The sequence below is a fragment of the Thiorhodococcus drewsii AZ1 genome, assembly GCF_000224065.1.
Classification (GTDB): Bacteria; Pseudomonadota; Gammaproteobacteria; order Chromatiales; family Chromatiaceae; genus Imhoffiella; species Imhoffiella drewsii.
Genome location: NZ_AFWT01000014.1, coordinates 80,872 through 99,500, shown reverse-complemented (window position 1 = coordinate 99,500; position 18,629 = coordinate 80,872). Strand labels below are relative to the sequence as shown.

General features: G+C 63.9%; 13 protein-coding genes. 3 read left to right on the top strand and 10 right to left on the bottom strand.

The window, feature by feature from the left end; translation table 11 throughout:
• Positions 1 to 572: 572 nt before the first annotated feature.
• Together guaA and guaB are read right to left on the bottom strand one after the other, a co-directional pair.
• Positions 573 to 2,147 (bottom strand): glutamine-hydrolyzing GMP synthase, encoded by a 1,575-nt coding sequence (guaA, locus tag THIDRDRAFT_RS11290; RefSeq protein WP_007040974.1) that lies wholly within the window; start codon positions 2,145 to 2,147, stop codon positions 573 to 575.
• 120 nt (positions 2,148 to 2,267) lie between these two features.
• Positions 2,268 to 3,734: an IMP dehydrogenase gene (gene guaB, locus THIDRDRAFT_RS11285; RefSeq protein WP_007040973.1), complete on the bottom strand. Its 1,467-nt coding sequence runs from the start codon at positions 3,732 to 3,734 to the stop codon at positions 2,268 to 2,270.
• 133 nt (positions 3,735 to 3,867) lie between these two features.
• On the opposite strand from guaB, the gene xseA reads away from it, so the two are divergent.
• The gene (xseA, locus tag THIDRDRAFT_RS11280) at positions 3,868 to 5,325 is read left to right on the top strand and encodes an exodeoxyribonuclease VII large subunit (protein ID WP_007040972.1); all 1,458 of its coding nucleotides are present in this window, start codon (positions 3,868 to 3,870) and stop codon (positions 5,323 to 5,325) included.
• A 113-nt stretch (positions 5,326 to 5,438) separates the two neighbouring features.
• Positions 5,439 to 7,064: a methyl-accepting chemotaxis protein gene (locus THIDRDRAFT_RS26155; RefSeq protein ID WP_007040971.1), complete on the top strand. Its 1,626-nt coding sequence runs from the start codon at positions 5,439 to 5,441 to the stop codon at positions 7,062 to 7,064.
• 35 nt (positions 7,065 to 7,099) lie between these two features.
• On the opposite strand, the gene THIDRDRAFT_RS11270 is transcribed toward THIDRDRAFT_RS26155, so the two are convergent.
• The 4 genes from THIDRDRAFT_RS11270 to THIDRDRAFT_RS11255 all read right to left on the bottom strand — a co-directional run bounded on the left by THIDRDRAFT_RS11270 (position 7,100) and on the right by THIDRDRAFT_RS11255 (position 13,379).
• Positions 7,100 to 10,777, bottom strand: coding sequence for an AAA family ATPase (locus THIDRDRAFT_RS11270; RefSeq protein ID WP_007040970.1), 3,678 nt, complete (start codon positions 10,775 to 10,777; stop codon positions 7,100 to 7,102).
• A gap of 79 nt (positions 10,778 to 10,856) precedes the next feature.
• Complete coding sequence (locus tag THIDRDRAFT_RS11265; RefSeq protein WP_007040969.1) at positions 10,857 to 12,107, bottom strand: exonuclease SbcCD subunit D C-terminal domain-containing protein; 1,251 nt, start codon at positions 12,105 to 12,107, stop codon at positions 10,857 to 10,859.
• A 15-nt stretch (positions 12,108 to 12,122) separates the two neighbouring features.
• The gene (locus tag THIDRDRAFT_RS11260) at positions 12,123 to 12,605 is read right to left on the bottom strand and encodes a cyclic nucleotide-binding domain-containing protein (RefSeq protein ID WP_007040968.1); all 483 of its coding nucleotides are present in this window, start codon (positions 12,603 to 12,605) and stop codon (positions 12,123 to 12,125) included.
• A gap of 285 nt (positions 12,606 to 12,890) precedes the next feature.
• The gene (locus tag THIDRDRAFT_RS11255) at positions 12,891 to 13,379 is read right to left on the bottom strand and encodes a DUF2939 domain-containing protein (RefSeq protein WP_007040967.1); all 489 of its coding nucleotides are present in this window, start codon (positions 13,377 to 13,379) and stop codon (positions 12,891 to 12,893) included.
• A gap of 243 nt (positions 13,380 to 13,622) precedes the next feature.
• On the opposite strand from THIDRDRAFT_RS11255, the gene THIDRDRAFT_RS11250 reads away from it, so the two are divergent.
• The gene (locus THIDRDRAFT_RS11250; RefSeq protein ID WP_245535833.1) at positions 13,623 to 14,264 is read left to right on the top strand and encodes a DUF4126 domain-containing protein; all 642 of its coding nucleotides are present in this window, start codon (positions 13,623 to 13,625) and stop codon (positions 14,262 to 14,264) included.
• Positions 14,265 to 14,383: 119 nt separating this feature from the next.
• On the opposite strand, the gene THIDRDRAFT_RS11245 is transcribed toward THIDRDRAFT_RS11250, so the two are convergent.
• The 4 genes from THIDRDRAFT_RS11245 to THIDRDRAFT_RS11230 form a co-directional block, all read right to left on the bottom strand.
• Complete coding sequence (locus THIDRDRAFT_RS11245; protein WP_007040965.1) at positions 14,384 to 14,776, bottom strand: bacteriohemerythrin; 393 nt, start codon at positions 14,774 to 14,776, stop codon at positions 14,384 to 14,386.
• A gap of 136 nt (positions 14,777 to 14,912) precedes the next feature.
• Positions 14,913 to 16,046 carry a sodium ion-translocating decarboxylase subunit beta gene (locus THIDRDRAFT_RS11240; RefSeq protein ID WP_007040964.1) on the bottom strand — a complete coding sequence of 378 codons (1,134 nt, stop codon included), beginning with the start codon at positions 16,044 to 16,046 and terminating at the stop codon, positions 14,913 to 14,915.
• Positions 16,047 to 16,051: 5 nt separating this feature from the next.
• On the bottom strand, positions 16,052 to 17,842 hold the full coding sequence (oadA, locus tag THIDRDRAFT_RS11235) for a sodium-extruding oxaloacetate decarboxylase subunit alpha (RefSeq protein ID WP_007040963.1): 1,791 nt from the start codon (positions 17,840 to 17,842) through the stop codon (positions 16,052 to 16,054).
• Between the two features lie 93 nt (positions 17,843 to 17,935).
• Positions 17,936 to 18,184, bottom strand: a complete 249-nt coding sequence (locus THIDRDRAFT_RS11230; protein WP_007040962.1) for an OadG family protein — start codon at positions 18,182 to 18,184, stop codon at positions 17,936 to 17,938.
• Positions 18,185 to 18,629: the final 445 nt, after the last annotated feature.

The window sequence follows — 18,629 nt, the reverse complement described above, 5'->3', positions numbered from 1 at the left end:
GCGGAGGCTGTTTGGTTAACAGGCCGTTGAAAAGGACTCGCTCAATTCACCAAGACCTTCGTTTGGGCGCAAAAATCGGTCCGAAAGCACCCTGCAACACCAAGGGCGAGGCGATTTTTCTGTTTCCAGTATGCAATGGATGGCTGAATGGCCGCCACTGAAGTATTCCTGATGTATCTTTCCTCAAGTATGGCGTGCATTCCATCATCCGTTGAGGTTGGCGATGCGTATCAGATTTTAGGGGGCGCATCCGAGCAGCAGTTGTCCGCCAAGGCCCTTGGCCCACGGTGCACTTCGCTAGGGTATTTTCAATGCCGCCTTGCTCTCGGTTGGGCCATAGGCTTTCGGTGAGGTCGGCACTGACAACAAAGGTTTGACGGTTCTCCATGAGTACAGGCTCCATGGAGCGGAGCTTGGCGATGGTTTTGTCCGATTTGCGATGCAGGGGCGCCTTGGGGGCGATCGTTCCGCGCATCGACGAAGCCAAACAAAGAGGGCAAGCCGCGTCAATTTCCCAAATCGGTGCAAAGGTGTTGGGGTTTTTCAGCGGCCTGCTAATGTCTAACGTGTGATCACTCCCACTCGATCGTACCCGGCGGCTTGCCGGTGATGTCGTAGACCACGCGCGAGATGCCTGGGACCTCGTTGGCGATGCGTCGGCACACCAGGTCGAGGAAGTCGTAAGGCAGATGCGCCCAGCGGGCGGTCATGAAGTCGATGGTCTCGACTGCGCGCAGTGCGATCACATGGGCATAGAGTCGGTTGTCGCCGACCACTCCGACCGAGCGCACGGGCAGGAAGACGGCGAAGGCCTGGGAGACCTGATCGTAGAGGTCGGCCTTGCGCAGTTCCTCGATGAAGATGTTATCGGCCTGGCGCAGGGTCTGGGCATAGTCCTTCTGCACCTCGCCGAGGATGCGCACGCCCAGGCCGGGGCCGGGGAAGGGATGGCGGTAGACCATCTCCGAGGGCAGTCCGAGTTCGATGCCGATCTTGCGCACCTCGTCCTTGAACAGCTCGCGCAGCGGTTCGACCAACTTGAGGTTCATCTCCTCGGGCAGGCCGCCGACGTTGTGGTGCGACTTGATGACCTTGGCCTTGCCGGTCTTGGAGCCGGCGGACTCGATGACGTCTGGATAGATGGTGCCCTGGGCCAGCCATTTGACGTCCTTGATCTTGTTTGCCTCGTCGTCGAACACCTCGATGAAGGTGTTGCCGATGATCTTGCGCTTCTGTTCCGGGTCGTTCACGCCCTTGAGTCGGCCGAGGAAGCGGTCCTCGGCGTCGGCCCGGATGACCCGCACGCCCATGTGGCGGGCGAAGGTTCGCATCACCTGATCGCCCTCGCCGAGACGCAGCAGGCCGTTGTCGACGAAGACGCAGGTCAGCTGGTCGCCGATGGCGCGGTGGAGCAGGGCGGCTACGACGCTGGAGTCGACCCCGCCCGAGAGTCCGAGCAGGACCTTCTCGTCTCCGACCAGCTCGCGCACCCGGGCGATGCTGTCCTCGATGATGTTGTCCGGCGTCCAGAGTCGACCGCAGCCGCAGATCTCGTGGACGAAGCGCTCGATGATGCGCTGTCCCTGACGGGTGTGGGTGACCTCGGGGTGGAACTGGACGCCATAGAAGCGTCGGCCCTCGTCGGCGATGCCGGCGAGCGGGGCGTTGTCTGTCTCGGCGATGACCGTGAAGCCGGGCGGCAGGGTTTCCACCCGGTCGCCATGACTCATCCAGACATCGAGCAGGGCGTGCCCTTCGGAATTGTTGTGGTCCTCGATGTCGCGCAACAGGCGTGAGTGTCCGCGCGCCCGAACCTGGGCATAGCCGTATTCGCGATGGGTCGAGGGGATAACCGTGCCGCCGAGCTGTGCCGACATGGTCTGGAGGCCGTAGCAGATGCCCAGAACCGGAACGCCGAGCTCGAAGACGCAGGGTTCGGCGCGCGGCGTTTCGGCCTCGTGCACCGACTGGGGTCCGCCGGAGAGGATGACGCCGTTCGGGTCGAAGGCGCGAATGGTGTCCGCGTCAACGTCGTAGGGGTGTAGTTCGCAATAGACGCCGGCCTCGCGGATGCGTCGGGCGATGAGCTGGGTGTACTGGGATCCGAAATCCAGGATCAGGATACGGTCAGCGTGGATATTGGCCATGTGTGTGAGCGTTCGGGCGACAAGGGAAGGTGGGGCGGACAGGCGGGATCGCGCCGAAATCGCGCGAATGCCGTCCTCGATCGGGCGGCGCTCCCTGTCGCCCGCGATGCGATGATCGACTTAGCTGTCGATCCGGTAGTTCGGCGCTTCCTTGGTGATCTGGACGTCATGGACGTGCGACTCGCGCATACCCGCTCCGCTCACCCGCACGAACTCCGGCTTGGTCCGCATCTCGTCGATGGTGCCGCAGCCGGTGTAGCCCATGCTGGATCCGAGGCCGCCGATGAGTTGGTGGATGATGTTGAGCAGGCTGCCCTTGTAGGGGACACGGCCCTCAATGCCCTCGGGGACTAACTTATCCTTGTCGGTACCTTCCTGGAAATAACGGTCGCTCGATCCCTCGGACGCGCCCATGGCACCGAGCGAACCCATGCCGCGATAGGACTTGTAGGAGCGGCCCTGATAGATCTCGACCTCGCCCGGCGCCTCGTCGGTGCCGGCGAAGAGCCCGCCGATCATGACGCTGTTCGCGCCCGCAGCGATGGCCTTGGCGATGTCGCCGGAGAAACGCAGTCCGCCGTCGGCGATCAGCGGCACGCCGGTGCCTTCCAGTGCCTCGGTGACGTTCGAGACGGCGGTGATCTGCGGCACGCCGACACCGGCGACGATGCGGGTGGTGCAGATGGATCCAGGACCGATACCGACCTTGACCGCGTCTGCGCCGGCCTCGACCAGTGCATGAGCCGCAGCGGCGGTGGCGATGTTACCGCCGATGACCTGGAGCTCGGGGTAGTGGGTCTTGACCCACTTGATGCGGTCGAGCACGCCCTGCGAGTGTCCGTGTGCCGTGTCGACGACGACGACATCGACGCCGGCCTCGGCCAGCGCGGCGATCCGCTCTTCGGTACCCTTGCCGACGCTCACCGCAGCGCCGCAGCGCAGACGCTCGTGCGAGTCGCGCGAGGCCTTCGGGAAGTCCTTCGCCTTCTGGATGTCCTTGACGGTGATGAGTCCGCGCAGCTCGAACGCCTTGTTGACGACCAGCACCTTCTCGATGCGATGGGTGTGCAGCAGATTGACCACGTCCTCGCGGCTGGAGCCTTCGAGTACGGTGATCAGTCGCTCTTTGGGCGTCATGATGGTCGAGACAGGCTCGCTCATGCGGGTCTCGAAGCGAAGGTCGCGTCCGGTCACGATGCCGACCAACTCGCCCTTGTCGGTGACCGGAACGCCCGAGATGTTGTTGGCGTGGGTCAGCTGCACGACCTCGCCGATGCTGATGTCGGGCGAGACGGTGATCGGGTTGCGGATGATGCCGCTCTCGTACTTCTTGACCGCCAGCACCTCGCGGGCCTGACGCTCGGCGGCCATGTTCTTGTGGATGATGCCGATGCCGCCCTCAAGCGCCATGGCGATCGCCAGCCTGGATTCGGTGACCGTATCCATCGCCGCCGAGACGAGCGGGATGCGGAGATCGATTTCGCGGGTGAGTTTGGTGTGGAAATCCACCTCGTTGGGGAGCACCCTGGAGTGGGCGGGGACAAGGAGGACGTCGTCGAAGGTGAGAGCTTCCTGGATCAGGCGCATGGGAATGGGGCTCCGCAGATCGCTTCCAAAGCTGGAAAGTAACAGATAACTATAAAACGATGATGTCTTTTTGTAAACAGTTCTGTTTCTCGAAATCCGTGCCTGGATGTTCGAGGGGAGGTTGTGTCGCGTGATGAAACCCCTCGCTGTCGAGCATCATCTGGGGGGCGCGTCCCGTGATATCTATAGCGTGGCGCGTCTGGCGAGCGAGGTGCGCTCGGTCCTCGGCGCGAGCTTTCCGCTCCTCTGGGTGGGGGGCGAGATCTCCAATCTGGCGCAGCCTGCCTCGGGGCATCTGTATTTCACCCTCAAGGATGAGGCGGCCCAGGTGCGTTGCGCCATGTTCCGCTCGAAGCGGATGCTATTGGGCTTCAGACCCGAGAACGGGCAGCAGGTTCTGGTGCGCGCGCGGGTCGGGCTCTACGAGCCGCGCGGCGACTTTCAGCTCACGGTCGACTACATGGAGCCGGGCGGCGAGGGCGCCTTGCGTCTGGCTTTCGAGCGACTGAAGCAGAAACTGGCGGCCGAGGGGCTGTTCGATGCCGCGACCAAGCGGGCGCTGCCACCCTTTCCGCGTCAGGTGGGGCTCATCACCTCGCCGACGGGCGCGGCGGTGCGCGACCTGCTCGCGGTGCTCGAACGGCGCCTCGCGGCATTGCCGGTGATCATCTATCCGGCCCAGGTTCAGGGCGATGCGGCCCCGACATCCCTGATCGACGCGCTGGCGCTGGCCAATGCCAGGGCCGAATGCGATGTGCTCATCCTGGCGCGTGGCGGGGGTTCGCTGGAAGATCTGGCGGCCTTCAACGACGAGGCGTTGGCTCGGGCCATTCGCGCCTCGACGATTCCGGTCGTCAGCGGTGTCGGCCACGAGATCGACCTGACCATCGCCGATCTGGTCTCCGACCGTCGCGCGCCCACGCCCTCGGCCGCCGCCGAGTTGGTCGCGCCTTCGGGCGAGCATCTGAGCCAGCGCGTAACGGTACTGGGGCTGCGTCTGGCCGATGCACAACAGCGTCAACTGAGGACCGCCCGTCAGCGTGTCGAGGCATCGTCGCGTCATCTGGCGCTCTTGCATCCGAGCGCGCGTCTGCAGCAGCAGGCTCAGCGTCTCGATTATGTCCAGCAACGGTTGGCGATGCTGCTCGGCGATCATCTGTCGCGCGCACGCTCGCGACTGCATCCGCTGGTCAGGCGTCTCGTTGCCGCATCGCCCGAGCGGCGTCTGTCCCGGCTCGCCACGCGCCTGGATGGTCTCGCCCAGCGTCTGGGGCGCGCGCATGAGCGTCTCTTCGAGGCGCGGCGCGAACGGCTTGCCCGGGCGGTGGCTGGCTTGGAGGCGCGTAGCCCTCTGGCTACGCTGGCACGTGGCTATGCCATTGTGACCCGCCCGGAGGACGATCGCATTGTGCGCGATCCAGACGATGCCCCTCCGGGAACGCGTGTCCAGGTGCGGCTGGCGCGAGGGACCTTGACCGCTATCGTCGCGTCGGACGCGGAGGACGGTGGAGCGACTTCGTCTGGGCCCAATGCACTCAAGAGGCGGTCGAGTCGCCGGCCCAGATCTCCGAAGTCGCCGTCTGATGCCTGAATGGCCGTTTTCGCTCTTGCGCCGATGAATAATCTCGGTGGGATCGATTAGGCTTGTCTCTGGGCCGTGCTACCGCAAGCCCTCTTCCATTCACACCGATCGGATAATCCCATATGGCCAGTTTTGGAATCTTAGCGAGAGCCCGTCTACTCTTTGCGGGGCTTGGTGGTTTGGCCCTGTTTGCGGGTATTGGCGCCTTCTATGTGGCCGGACAGGTCCAATCGTCACTCGACAGCATCATGGTCAAGGAGGATCGGGTCGAGGCGTTGGCCTATGAGTTCAGGATTGATGTCATTCAGATCCAACAGTGGTTATCCGATATCAGCGCGACGCGCGGCTTGAATGGACTGGATGACGGTTTCGATAAGGCGCGATCCCATTACGAGCGCGCACAGAGTGAACTCGAGCAGATGCGCTCGCTCTATGACGATCCGGCCGCCCTGCCCAGCGATCTGGATCAGGCCCTGACCAGCTACTACGCAATGGGTCAGCGTATGGCGCATCTCTATGTCGAACAGGGTCCCGAACAAGGCAATAGCCTCATGCCCGATTTCGATACCGCCGCCGAGGTGTTGGACGATAAATTGAGTGCCTTGTTCGATCAGGTGCATGCCGCGAAGATGGTCGCGCATGAGCGCCTCGATGCGCGAATGGATTGGGTGTCCAGCGCCAGTCTGGTCGCCACACTCCTGATGGCGATCGGGCTCATTGCGAGCTTGTTCGCGTTGCGACGCATGCTTCAGCCGCTCTCGGATCTCGAGCAGCTGGCTGGGCGTATGGCCGCGAAGGACTTTCGGGGCGAGATCGCGCTCCGTGGCGATACCGAGATCTCGCGGCTCGGCCGCGCCGTCATGCGTCTGCAGCGGGGCCTCGCCGAGACCTTCGGCAAGACCGCCGACGATGTGGGGCAGATTCACGGTATCGCCGAGCGTCTGCGTTCGGTTGCCTCCGACAGCCTGGATCGGGTCACCGATGCGCAGGATGAGATCACCCAGGTGGTGACCGCCATCACCGAGATGGCCGCGACCGTGGAGGAAATCGCCCGCAACAGCGCCGTCGCCTCCGATGCGGCCTCGGATGCCAAGCTTGAGGTCCATCAGAGCGACGCCATGATGCAGACCGCCATGGTTTCGGTCCAGCGCCTGACGGAAGGTGTGATGCACGGGGCCGAGGCCATGTCACGGCTCGATGCGGATATCGAGCAGGTGGGATCCGTGGTCGGCGTGATTCGGGGGATCGCTGAACAAACCAACCTGTTGGCCCTCAATGCCGCCATCGAGGCGGCGCGGGCCGGCGAGCAGGGACGCGGTTTCGCCGTGGTCGCGGCCGAGGTCCGAATGCTGGCCTCGCGGACCCAAGACTCGACCCTGGAGATCCAGGGCATGATCGAGCGGATCCAGAAGGGCTCGCAGGGTGTGACCGAGGTGATGGGCAAGGATCGCGATCAGGCGGCACTGATGCGCGAACAAGCCAATCAGGTGGATCGGGCGCTCAAGTCGATCGGCCAAGCGATCATGACCATCAGCGATCTCATGATCCAGATCGCGACTGCGGCCGAGGAGCAGAGCCACGTCGCCAAAGAGATCGATCGTAGTGCCCATGCCGTTCAGGGTGGCGCCAAGCATACGGCCTCCGGCGTCTCCGAAACCGCGCGTTTCTGCGAGGAGCTTCAAACGCTGCTCGACGACCTGAACCAGGAGATGGCCGCCTACCGGTTCGATCGACCGGCCTCCAGCTGACAATGACCAGCCAGGTTGTATCGCTGGCGGCTGGATCAGCTCACGTCCCGGCAGCCTGGTCCCTGAATACGGCTGCGACCTCCCCGGGTCGGCGTGACCCGGATCTGGGTGCCGATGCGCTCTTTGAGCGCCGGGACGTGCGAGATGATGCCGATCAGCTTGCCGTCGCGTCTCAGTCCAGCCAGCGTCTCCAACGCGGTTTCGAGGGCCTCGGAGTCGAGCGTGCCGAAGCCCTCGTCGAGGAAGAGCGAGTCGACCCGCACCGTCTGGCTGGCCATCTGCGAGAGTCCGAGCGCCAGTGCGAGGCTGACGATGAAGCTCTCGCCGCCCGACAGGTTCTTGGTCGAGCGGATCTCTCCGGCCTGGTCTTTGTCGATGACGTCGAGTTCGAGCGGCTGGGTTTGGTTGCGGATCAGCAGGTAGCGGTCGTTCATGCGTTCGAGCTGACGGTTGGCGTGGCCGATCATGATGTCGAAGGTCAGGCCCTGAGCGAAGTTGCGGTACTTCTTGCCGTCGGCCGAGCCGATGAGCTGGTGCAGACGGTTCCAGCGCTCGCATTCGATCCGCTGGGCGGCCATGGCGTCGAGCCGTTCGCGCTGGCGCGTCTTGAGCTGCGCATTGTCCTCCAGCCGTTGACCTAGACCGCCGATCTCTTGGTGGAGCGCGTTGCGCTCGGTCTCGAGTCGCGTGGCCGTTGCTTCGAGATCGGCGCGGGACCGATCGGTGAGCGCGCGCTGGCGTTCGGTTGTTAGACGCATCGTCGTCTCGCGCTCGTGCGCATTCAACTCGGTGCGCTCGCGCGCCAGACCCTCTGCCCGTTCGGCAATGGCCGTGCGCTCCTCTTCGTTGAGACGGGCAGCGACATAGTCGGACTCGTCGCTGAATCCGGCCTTCAGGAGTCGTGCGACGAACGCATCCTCGGATATATGGGCGCGCTCGGCCCGGACCCTGATGTCCTGGGTGAGAGCGGCGACGCGGCTGCGTAGCAGGTCGAGATCCCGTGCGGCTGCGCTCAGGGTTTGGTGTGCGGCGTCCCGCGAGGCCTGGGCCGAGAGAATCGTCTCGTGGAGTCGCACCTCTTCGGTGTCGGGATCCAGGTCTGGCAGCAATGTCTGGCGTTGTTCGGCCAGTGCGTCATGCTCGCCCAGCAGCCGATCGAGCTGCTCACGATCCGCGACCGATTCCCGCTCCAGTCGGGCGATCCGCTCGACACGCTGCTGGATCTGTCCTTCGAGGCGCAGAATGCGTTGCTCGCGATCGAGCCGGTCTTGCTGGCGGGTCTGCCAGCCATCGCGGCGCTCGATGAGTTGGGCCAACAGGGCGTCCAGCCCCTCGGTCGGCACGGTCGTGATGCCGAAGGGATCCATCTCCTGAAGTGCCGCCTGTTCGGCGTCGCGTTCACGAGACTTCAGTTGTTCCGTCTGGCGCTCGACCTCGGCCAGGGCCTGTTCGGCGCTCGATTGTTGGTGTCTGGCCTCCAGCGCCTCGCGTTCGAGCGCCGCGACCTGGGTGCGTTCGCTGTCGATCGCCTTGCTCTGTGCGCCGATCTCATGCTCCAGGGTTTCGGCGTCTGTGACCACTCGGGTCGAGCGTTCCAGATCGGACTGGGTCTTGGCTCGGTGCTCGGGAAGCGCGGCGATCAGCGGTTCCAGATCCGTCGTGTCCAGATCGAGTTCCGATCCGAGTGCCGCGATCCGTTCCTCCAGCTCCGGTAGCCGATCCCGGTATTCGCCGTCTCGGCTGGCGATGCCCTCCAGCTCCTTGGCGATCTGTGCCTGTCGAATCGCGAATTCCCCGAGCCGATCCTGGATGTCTTTGAGACGTGCCCGGATCTGGTCCAGCGCCTTGGCCGTTGCGTCACCCTGCGGGATGTTGCCCTCGGCGTAGGGATGATGGGTGGCGCCGCACAGCGGGCAGGGCTCGCCGTCGGCGAGCTGGGTCCGTGCCTCTTCGAGGCTCTGGATACGGCGCACGAGTGTGAGCTGGGTTTCGAGCAGCTGGCGCTCGCGCTCGAGTGCTGCCGACTGTTCGGTCGCCGCCGCCCGTTCGGACGCGACCTCTGTATGTTCGCGATCTAATGCCTCCCGTCGAGTCGCGAGGGCCGTGATCGCGTGCCGCGTATCTAGCAGGGAGGTCGCTGTCGATCCCAGCGCGTCCAGGAGCCGATCGCGGTTCTGTGCCGCCGCGCGGTCGTTGCGCCAGTCGGCGAGGGTGCGCTGTTCCAGGAGGCTGTCGAGCGCGCGGCGCCTCTGATCGAGGTCCGTTTCCAGCGTGGTCAGGGCCTGCCGACGGGTCTGCAGTGTTTGGGTGGCCTGAGTCGAGAGGTCTGTCGTTTCCGCGATCCGCATCTGCGCCGTGCGAAGGTCCGTCGCTTGGGTTGCCTGCTGGGCGCGGATCTGTGTCAGGGTCTCGAGGCGTCCACGGATGCTGGCGAGCTGCTCGACTAGCGCAGCATCGGACTGGGTCTCGGCGATTCGTGCGAGCAGTGCGTCGAGTGCCTGTCGTTTGGTGTCGAGCGCTGCCATGTCCTGGTCCTGCTGGGCGCCGAGGGCCTCGCGTTCGAGTTGACGCGCGTCGAGCCTCTTGGTTGCCGAGGCGATGGGACCGGCCTTCTCGGCGAGCCTTAGGTCCAGCTCGCGTGCCTGGCGCAGGATGGGCGTCATTCGAGTCTGCTCGGCCTGGCGCTCGGTCAGGATGGATTCGGCCTGGGTCAGTGACTGCTGGGCCTGTTCGCTCGCGCGCTCGCGTTCCGGAAGTTGCGCTTGAGCCTCGCCTAGCGCGCTTCGATCCTGTTCGAGTTGGTCGCGCAATCCGCTCAATCCGGCATGGTCGGCGGCCAGTTCGAGCGCCCGGTTGGCCCGGTCGAGTCGTTGCCGCTCCGGCGCGAACGCCTCCTCTCGCGTGCCCAGGTCCTTCCAGCGCTCAGGGATGCGGGCCGTCTCGTGTTCCAGATCGGCGATGGTGTCGAGCCAGCTGATCGAGCGGCGGGTCTGTTCGAGCTGCTTGCTCAGTTCGGCGTCCGTGTCTTGGAGCTGGCTCAGACGCGTTCGGCTCTCGCGCTCTTCCTCTTCGCTTAGTGGTTGCATGCCGGCGAGTTCGGCGGTCAGCGTGTCGAGCCTGGCACGTTCGGCGCGCGTGCGCTCGTGGGTGCGGATGGAGATACGGCTATAGATCTCGGTGCCGGTGATCTGTTCGAGGATGGGTGCGCGGTCGTCGGGCGCGGCGCGCAGGAAGGTGTCGAAAGCGCCCTGGGCCAGCAACATGGAGCGGGTGAAGCGGGCGAAATCCATGCCGGTGACCGATTCGATGCGATCGGAGACGCCGCGTAGGTTGGATTCCAGAATGTCGCCGCTGTTGGCGTCGACGAGTTCGTGTCTCGGGTTCTGCAGCTCGCCGTCCGGTTTGCGCCTGGCCCGGTGTTGGCTCCAGTGACAGCGGTAGCGGCCCGACTGGGTCTCGAAGGTGACCTCGGCGAAGCAGTCGCCGGTGCGGCGCGACATGATGTCGTTCGCGCCCTTGCTGACCCGGTTCAGACGCGGCGTGCTGGCATAGAGTGCGAGACAGATGGCGTCGAGGACGGTCGTCTTCCCGGCGCCGGTCGGGCCGGTGATGGCGAAGATGCCGTCGGCGCCGTAGCTCGGATGAGTGAGGTCGATGTCCCATTCGCCGGCGAGCGAATTGAGATTCTTGAAGCGTATCCGCAGGATTCGCATCGGCGGTCCAGTTCAGTTGGTTTTGTGAGGGTTGCAGATTCGAGCGCGCCTGGGCGCGGGCGAACGCTGTTCGCAAGGATCACTGATCGGACAGTGGGTCGGCGTCGTTGAGGTCGGCCAGGATCTCGCGGTAGCAGTGCAACAGGTCTGGTCGCTGGTCGATCGCGATCTTCTGGCTCTCCAGGCAGCGCGAGAAGACCTCTTCGGTATCGAGGTCGGCGAGCGTTTCGTCGAGCTGGGTCTGGCCGAGCGCTTGAGCCAGGATGCGGTCGTTGCGCACCCGCAGGATCTCCAGTTTGGTCCCGGTGACCGCCTCGTCCAGACGCTCGCGGAGGTCGCCGATCAGGGCCTCGTCCTCGTAGATCACCTCGATCCAGCTCGGGCTGTCGGCCGCCGCCAGTTCGCCCAGACGGGTTGCGATGACATCCCAGGATCCTCGGATGCGTTCGATCGGTTGGAAGACGGGGATCTCCAGCGCGCTTACGCGGATGTTTTCGGGGGCCAGGTCCACCAGGCAGACCTGCTTGACTTGGCGCGCCTCGCCGAACCCCATCGGTAAGGGCGAGCCGCTATAGCGGATGCTCTCGGAGCCGGCGACCTTTTGCGGGACGTGCAGGTGGCCCAGCGCGAGATAGTCGAGTGAGTCGGGGAAGATACTGGCCGAGAGGTGCGCCAGCGAGCCGACGTAAAGCTCGCGCACGCCGTCGCCGTCCTGAGTCAGTCCTCCGGCGGTGAAGAGGTGCCCCATGCCGACGATCGGGATCCACTGATCCAGCTCGGCGCGTCGTTGCTCCGCCAGGGCCACGACTTCAGCATAGTGGGCGCGAATGCCCTCGATCAGCTTGCGTTCCTTGTCCTCGATCGTCTCCCCGGCCTCGGACTGGCGGATATCACGATCGCGCAGATAGGGCACGGCGCAGACGATGAGTTCGGGCCGGTCCTCCTGGTCGCGCAGGACCAGGACCTCGTCGTTCAGGTCCTGTCCGATGGCGCCGACCACATGCACATCCAGCGCATGCAGCAGGGCCTTGGGGGCCTCGATGAAGGTGGGTGAGTCGTGATTGCCGGCGATCACCACCAGATGGCGGCAGTTCGAGCCCGATATACGGGAGAGAAAACGGTAGTAGAGCGCCTGCGCCCGGTGGCTCGGCGCGCTGGTGTCGAAGATGTCGCCGGCGATCAGCAGCACCTCGACCGCCTCAAGCTCGACGGTCTCGATCAGCCAGTCGAGAAAGGCGGCGAATTCTTCGTCACGTTTGCGGCCGTGCAGTGTGCGTCCGAGGTGCCAGTCCGAGGTGTGCAGCAGGCGAATTCGCCGGGCGTCCGTCATGGTCAGGGTTTGAGATCAGTAGCGTCCGCCCGTCTTCAGCAGATAGTTGCGCATCTCGGCGCTTTCGCGGTTCATGCGCATCAGGTTGCTGTGGGTGATGCGGAAGATGGCACGCATCATTTTGAACACCAGGCGCGGATGGCTGTCGATCAGCGCCTCGAAGTCGACGGGTTCCAGCGTCATCACCTGGCTGTCGATCTCGGCGCGCAGACCGGCCTTGCGGACCGAGCGGTCGACGAAGGCGCGGGTACCGGCGCATTCGCCGGGACGCATGTGGTGGACGATCTCCTCGCTCGTGCCGACACGCCGACAGACACAGAGTCTCCCGGCGGCGAGCAGAAAGAGCGTGTGACGCTCGTCGCCTTCCTCGACCAGGGTTTCGTCCGCCGCGAGCGACAGCGTTCCCATGCGGTCGGCCAGGACCTGGCATTCGTCCGGGTCGAGTTCGGCGCCGAGGGCCGAGTTCTTGATCGCCTCGATCGTGTTGAGTGCATTCATCGTTCAGATGTCTCCCATATCGTGATGCGTGTGCGAAGGTCCCTGCGCTGGCACGGGCGGCAGGGATCTTTGGCCGCGATTGTTACGAGTTGAGTTTACAGCGAAAGCCTCACCAGGGTGTTTCGCTCCTGTCTCGGATCCGCTTTATGAGACTGGATCGAGACACCATGTCCGTAGCCGTTGGGTCGGGCGGGCTCGGGGATATCCTTGACAGGTGTGGGGGGTGCGAGCCCAATCCAATCGCCGTTTCAACGGGCGAGAGACGAGCGGCTCGTCACGTCCGGGTCAGCCCCCGATATCGGTGATCCTCCAGCTTACTCCCTCCAGCTGCATGAGGATCCGGGTCGCGTTGTCCCCCTCCCCGAGTCGGATCTCGAAGCGGTTCCACGCGCTGAAGAAGGCCCAGTGGATACCAGCGATGAAGTAGGCCGGCCGGCGATCGGTTGCCTGCGTCGCCGTGGCCTGCAGCAGGTTGCGGACGGCGGTCAGATCGAGACCCTGTTCCAGTAGTCGATCGCCGATCTGGCTCAGACCCTGAGCGAGCAGGTCGACGAACGGATTGCTGCTGTCGGTTCCCTGAGGCAGATCGGAGCGGACGCCCTCGGCGAGACGCTGCTTGAGTGATTGCCGGATGGCGGGCAGATCCACGAAGGGGGCGATGGCTGCAGGATCCGGTTCCGAGAGCGCGCGGTCCAGCCGGAAGATGCTGTAGTAGGGCCAGGCTCCGTAGACGATCAACAGAAAAGCGACGAGAAAGGTGATGATGCGAGACATGCCGAATGCTCCTTGAGGCCCAAGGTGGGCGTTCAGGTATTTTATGTCGGTTTCGAGCGGGATCCGCGCGCTGTCATACGGGATATTCAGGGCGCTGCAATGGACAGGATCGATCGGATCTTCCAGGATGGGCTGAGTTCCGCGACGTCCCGTTTTGGATCCGGTTTTTTTGCGGTGACCGGGTGTTCGATCGCAATCGGGTCATTTTTCATTAGTGTTGCGAGGTGTTTTGCCGTGGACGAGATGACGCAGACGCTGGCCCTGACCCTGGGCGCGGGCTGGGCGAGCGGGATCAACCTCTATGCGACCATCCTGCTGCTCGGATTGCTCGGCGCTACCGGAACGGTCGATCTGCCGCCCGGATTGGATCTGCTGATGGATCCCCTGGTCCTGCTTGCGGCCGGTTTTATGTATCTGGTCGAGTTCGTGACCGATAAGGTTCCGGGTGTCGATACCGCTTGGGATTCGCTTCACACCTTCGTGCGGATCCCCGCTGGCGCCATGCTGGCCGCTGGCGCGGCTGGCGATTTGGGAACGGGAGCGCATCTGGCGGCCGCCATCATGGGCGGGGGGCTCGCCGCCACCTCGCATTTCGCCAAAGCCGGCAGTCGGGTTCTGATCAACACCTCTCCCGAGCCCTTCACCAACTGGGCCGCATCGTTCGGCGAGGATGTTGGGGTCGTGGGCGGCCTGCTGCTCGCCGTCAGCCATCCGTTGGTCTTTCTGATCCTGCTGGCGGTGTTTCTGGTGTTGCTGATCTGGTTGGCGCCCAAGATTTGGCGTGGGATTGGGCGTCTGTTCCGCTTTCTTGGGCGCGCGTTCGGTGGTCGAGGTGGACGGGATCCGGGAACGAGCGATGTGGGTGGAGGGCCGCCATCGGGTTAGGCGTTGTGCGGAAGCTGTTGCCTCGAGTCGACCGGTCCGCGTTGATAGCATCCCGGATGTCGCTCGCGGTTCATCCGGGCTACGAAGCGTGCCCGGACGGCGGCTGATGGGCCGCCGTCTCAACGCTGGATATGCTTCACCAGCCGTTTGTCCGAGCCCGTGGTGTGCAAGGCGAACCATTCGAACAGGAACTCGACCATGCTGTCGAGGTCGATGTCCTCCACTCGATAACGGTGAATGTAATCATAGAGTTTGCAGAGCAGCATGCTGTGCTCGCGTTTGTGCGCCTCGTAATCTGGATAGCCCGTGTCGAGCATGATGTTCTCTTCACTGTAGAAGTGAAAATCGGCGTATTTCCCGATCTCGGTCAGCAGGCGAAAGACGCGCTCGCGCGGCATATGCTCGTCGTCGCAGAGCGAGACATTTTTGATCAAGTCGAGAAAGACCTGATGCTCGTGATCGATGCGCTCATGCCCGACGGAAAATTTGTTGTCCCATTCGATGTCGATCATCGTTCTCTCTTGCCAGCGGGTCTTTGAATAGGGTCGCGTGAAGGGATACGTCGTCAGAGGCCGCTGGTGATCGCCCTTCGCTTCGCTCGAACGCCCGATCCGACATCGAAGGATCGGGCGTTCGCAGCGGATCAGATCAGCTTCCCGTCAAGGCGAGCAATATGCCGGCCGCGACCGCCGAGCCGATGACGCCGGCAACATTTGGACCCATGGCGTGCATGACCAGGAAGTTGTGGGGATCTTCCTCCAATCCAACCTTGTTGACCACGCGCGCCGCCATGGGAACCGCTGAAACGCCAGCGGCGCCGATCAGCGGATTCACCTTGCCGCCAGTCACGCGGTACATGATCTTGCCCATGATGACGCCGGTCGCCGTGCCGATGCAGAAGGCGAGGGCGCCCAGCACCAGGATGCCGAGCGTCTCGACCGCCAGGAACTTCTCTGCCGACAGTTTGGAGCCGACCGCCAGGCCGAGCATGATGGTGACCGTGTTGATGATCTCGTTCTGGGCCGCGCGGCTCAGACGCTCGACCACGCCGGCCTCGCGCAACAGGTTGCCGAAGGTCAGCATGCCGATCAGCGGTGCCGCTGAGGGCAGCAGCAGGGCGCAGAGGATGAGCACCACGAAGGGGAAGAGGATGCGTTCGAGACGCGAGACCGGACGCAACTGCTGCATGACCACCGCGCGTTCCTGCTTGGTGGTCAGGGCGCGCATGATCGGCGGCTGGATGATGGGCACCAGCGCCATGTAGGAATAGGCCGCCACGGCGATGGCGCCGAGCATGTCGGGCGCCAGGCGCGAGGCGAGGAAGATGGCGGTCGGACCGTCCGCGCCGCCGATGATGGCGATGGAGGCGGCCTCTTGGAGCGTGAAGTCGAATCCGGGCAGATAGTTGAGCGCCACCGCCCCGATCAGGGTCGCGAAGATGCCGAACTGGGCGGCTGCGCCCAGCAGCAGGGTCGAGGGACGCGCGATGAGCGCGCCGAAATCGGTCAGGGCTCCGACCCCCATGAAGATCAGCAGGGGGAAGACGCCCGTTTCCACGCCGACGTGGTAGATCTGTCCGATCATGCCGTCCGGGCCGCCGATCCCGGCGATCGGGATGTTGCTGAGCAGGGCGCCGAAGCCGATCGGGACCAGTAGCAGCGGCTCGAACTTCTTGGCGATGGCCAGGTAGATGAGCAGGCAGCCGATGGCCATCATCAGGCCCTGCCCCCACTCCATGTTGGCAATGCCCATGGAGATCCAGAGTTTGTCGATCGCGTCCATAGCTATCAGCCCAGTACCAGCAGCGGTGCGCCAAGGGCGACGGTTTCACCCTCCTTGACCCGGATCTCGGCGACTTGGCCTGCCCAGGGTGTCCGGACCTCGGTTTCCATCTTCATGGCCTCAAGGATGATCACGACGTCGCCGGCCGCGACCGTCTGGCCCGGTGTGACGCAGAGTCGGACGATGTTGCCGGCGAGTGGCGTCTCGACGACCTGTGTCCCCGCCGATGCGGCGGCTGGAGCGGTCGTCGGTGCAGCGCTCAGGGCGACCGAATCAACGCTGCCCTGGGGCGAGACGCGCACGTCGTAGGCGCGGCCGTTGACCTCGATTCGATACTGTTCGGGACCGTCGGTCGGTGCGGCTGGCGTTGCGGCGGGTGCCGGAGCAGCCTCCTGGATTTCCCAGGGACGCGGCTCGAAGGCGTCCGGATTGTTGCGGTTTTCGAGGAATTTGAGCCCGACCTGGGGGAACATGGCGTAGATGAGCACGTCGTCCACGACCTGATCGACCAGATTGAGCGTGCGCTCGCGGGCGATACCTTCAAGTTCCTGGGTGAGTCGGTCGAGTTCGGGCGGCAGATCGTCGGCCGGACGGCAGCTGATCGGCTCCTCGCCGTTCTGCAGCACGCGCGCCTGCAATTCCGGGTCGACCGGAGCAGGGGTCGCTCCGTAGGCGCCTTTGAGGACGCCGGCGGTTTCGTTGGTGATGCTCTTGTAGCGCTCGCCGGTGAGCACGTTCAGTACCGCCTGGCTGCCCACGATCTGGGAGGTCGGGGTGACCAGGGGCAGATAGCCCAGTTCCTCCCGCACCTTGGGGATTTCGGCCAGCACCTCGTCGAGTCGATTCTCGGCGCCCTGCTCGCGCAGCTGGTTTTCCATGTTGGTGAGCATGCCGCCTGGGACCTGGGCGACCAGGATGCGCGAGTCTACGCCTTTGAGCGAGCCCTCGAAGCGGGCGTATTTCTTGCGGACCTCGCGGAAATAGGCCGCGATCTCTTCCAGCAGGTTGAGGTTGAGCCCGGTGTCGCGATCCGTGCCCTGGAGGATCGCGACCACGGATTCGGTCGGGGAATGACCGTAGGTCATGCTCATCGAGGAGATGGCGGTGTCGATCATGTCGATTCCGGCCTCGGCGGCCTTGATCGCAGTGGCCGTGCTCATGCCGGTCGTGGCATGGCATTGCATGGCGATCGGGATCGAGCAGGTCTCTTTGAGTCGGGTCACCAGCTGTTCGGCGACATAGGGGCGCAGCAGGCCGGCCATGTCCTTGATGCAGATGGAGTGACACCCCATGTCTTCGAGCCGTCGGCCCATATCGACCCAGTAGTCGATATCGTGGACCGGGCTGACCGTGTAGGACATGGTGCCCTGAGCGTGGGCATCGGTGTTCAGCGCGGCGTGGACGGCCTGCTCCAGGTTACGCAGGTCGTTCATGGCGTCGAAGATGCGGAAGACGCCGATGCCGTTGAGCGCCGCACGCTCGACGAATTTCTCGACCAGATCGTCGGCGTAATGGCGGTAGCCCAGCAGATTCTGACCGCGCAGCAGCATCTGCTGCGGCGTGCGTGGCATGGCGGCTTTGAGCTGGCGCAGGCGGTCCCATGGATCCTCGCCGAGATAGCGGATGCAGGCGTCGAAGGTGGCTCCGCCCCAGGATTCCATCGACCAGTAACCGACTTGATCCAGCTTCTCCGCGATCGGGAGCATGTCCTCGATGCGCATGCGGGTCGCCAGCAGGGACTGGTGGGCGTCGCGCAGGACGACTTCGGTAATACCGAGTGGGATATTCTGATTCATGGCATGTTTCTGCGTGTTCGCGCCGACCCCTGCCGCTAGGCATGGGTGGGCACTGTCGGTGAGGGTTCGGGACTTGGCGCGGGCCAGTCGACCTCAGCGGCCCCGACGGTAGCGCGCGACGGCCGCACTGATGACCGCGATCAGGTCATCCGATTCGGGCGTCGAGGCGTTCGGGAGTGGATTCGGGCTCAGGGTGGGTTGCGGCTCGGCTGGAGCGATGCGCTGTGCGATCAAGGAGACCAGCCTGAGGATGCCGACCAAAAGCAGCAAGAAGCCGAAGACGATGCCCATGCCGATGCCCATCAGGCGCAGGCTCTCGATCATTAACGTGCTCTCACTCATTAGAACAAGGCTCCATCAGATTGCGTGGTTCGAATTCGTCGCCGTTCGTCGGGACAGCTTCGCCATGAATGCACCGATGGCGCTGGCGATCAGTCCAGCGGATGCCTCGCTCGGTGCAGGGACCACGCAGGCTTCTACCTAGGGATTCAGAGAATCCAACCGCCCCAGACAGCATTTAACGCGGCGAGGTTAACCGCGAAGTCTCTGATCGGCAAGATTTCGATCAAGTTTGGCGCCGAGTTCCGTCGGTTCGTGCTCGATGCCGTGGTGAGGCATTTGGGAGGTCGAGGCGCCGCTCGGTGGCGTTCCGAATGGTCTTGGGGAAGGTCTTGTACCGGTCTTGCAATGCGGCTTGGGTGGGCGTTATTGGATTGTTCCGGTGATCCGAAAAAACGCGGTTCAATTTTGATTCTTGTGTTGCAAGAATTTGAATTGAAAGACATAA

Coding starts and splice junctions, on each gene's coding strand:
- guaA (WP_007040974.1), bottom strand. CDS start 2,147: ATGGCCAATATCCACGCTGACCGTATCCTGATCCTGGATTTCGGATCC.
- guaB (WP_007040973.1), bottom strand. CDS start 3,734: ATGCGCCTGATCCAGGAAGCTCTCACCTTCGACGACGTCCTCCTTGTC.
- xseA (WP_007040972.1), top strand. CDS start 3,868: ATGAAACCCCTCGCTGTCGAGCATCATCTGGGGGGCGCGTCCCGTGAT.
- THIDRDRAFT_RS26155 (WP_007040971.1), top strand. CDS start 5,439: ATGGCCAGTTTTGGAATCTTAGCGAGAGCCCGTCTACTCTTTGCGGGG.
- THIDRDRAFT_RS11270 (WP_007040970.1), bottom strand. CDS start 10,777: ATGCGAATCCTGCGGATACGCTTCAAGAATCTCAATTCGCTCGCCGGC.
- THIDRDRAFT_RS11265 (WP_007040969.1), bottom strand. CDS start 12,107: ATGACGGACGCCCGGCGAATTCGCCTGCTGCACACCTCGGACTGGCAC.
- THIDRDRAFT_RS11260 (WP_007040968.1), bottom strand. CDS start 12,605: ATGAATGCACTCAACACGATCGAGGCGATCAAGAACTCGGCCCTCGGC.
- THIDRDRAFT_RS11255 (WP_007040967.1), bottom strand. CDS start 13,379: ATGTCTCGCATCATCACCTTTCTCGTCGCTTTTCTGTTGATCGTCTAC.
- THIDRDRAFT_RS11250 (WP_245535833.1), top strand. CDS start 13,623: ATGACGCAGACGCTGGCCCTGACCCTGGGCGCGGGCTGGGCGAGCGGG.
- THIDRDRAFT_RS11245 (WP_007040965.1), bottom strand. CDS start 14,776: ATGATCGACATCGAATGGGACAACAAATTTTCCGTCGGGCATGAGCGC.
- THIDRDRAFT_RS11240 (WP_007040964.1), bottom strand. CDS start 16,046: ATGGACGCGATCGACAAACTCTGGATCTCCATGGGCATTGCCAACATG.
- oadA (WP_007040963.1), bottom strand. CDS start 17,842: ATGAATCAGAATATCCCACTCGGTATTACCGAAGTCGTCCTGCGCGAC.
- THIDRDRAFT_RS11230 (WP_007040962.1), bottom strand. CDS start 18,184: ATGAGTGAGAGCACGTTAATGATCGAGAGCCTGCGCCTGATGGGCATC.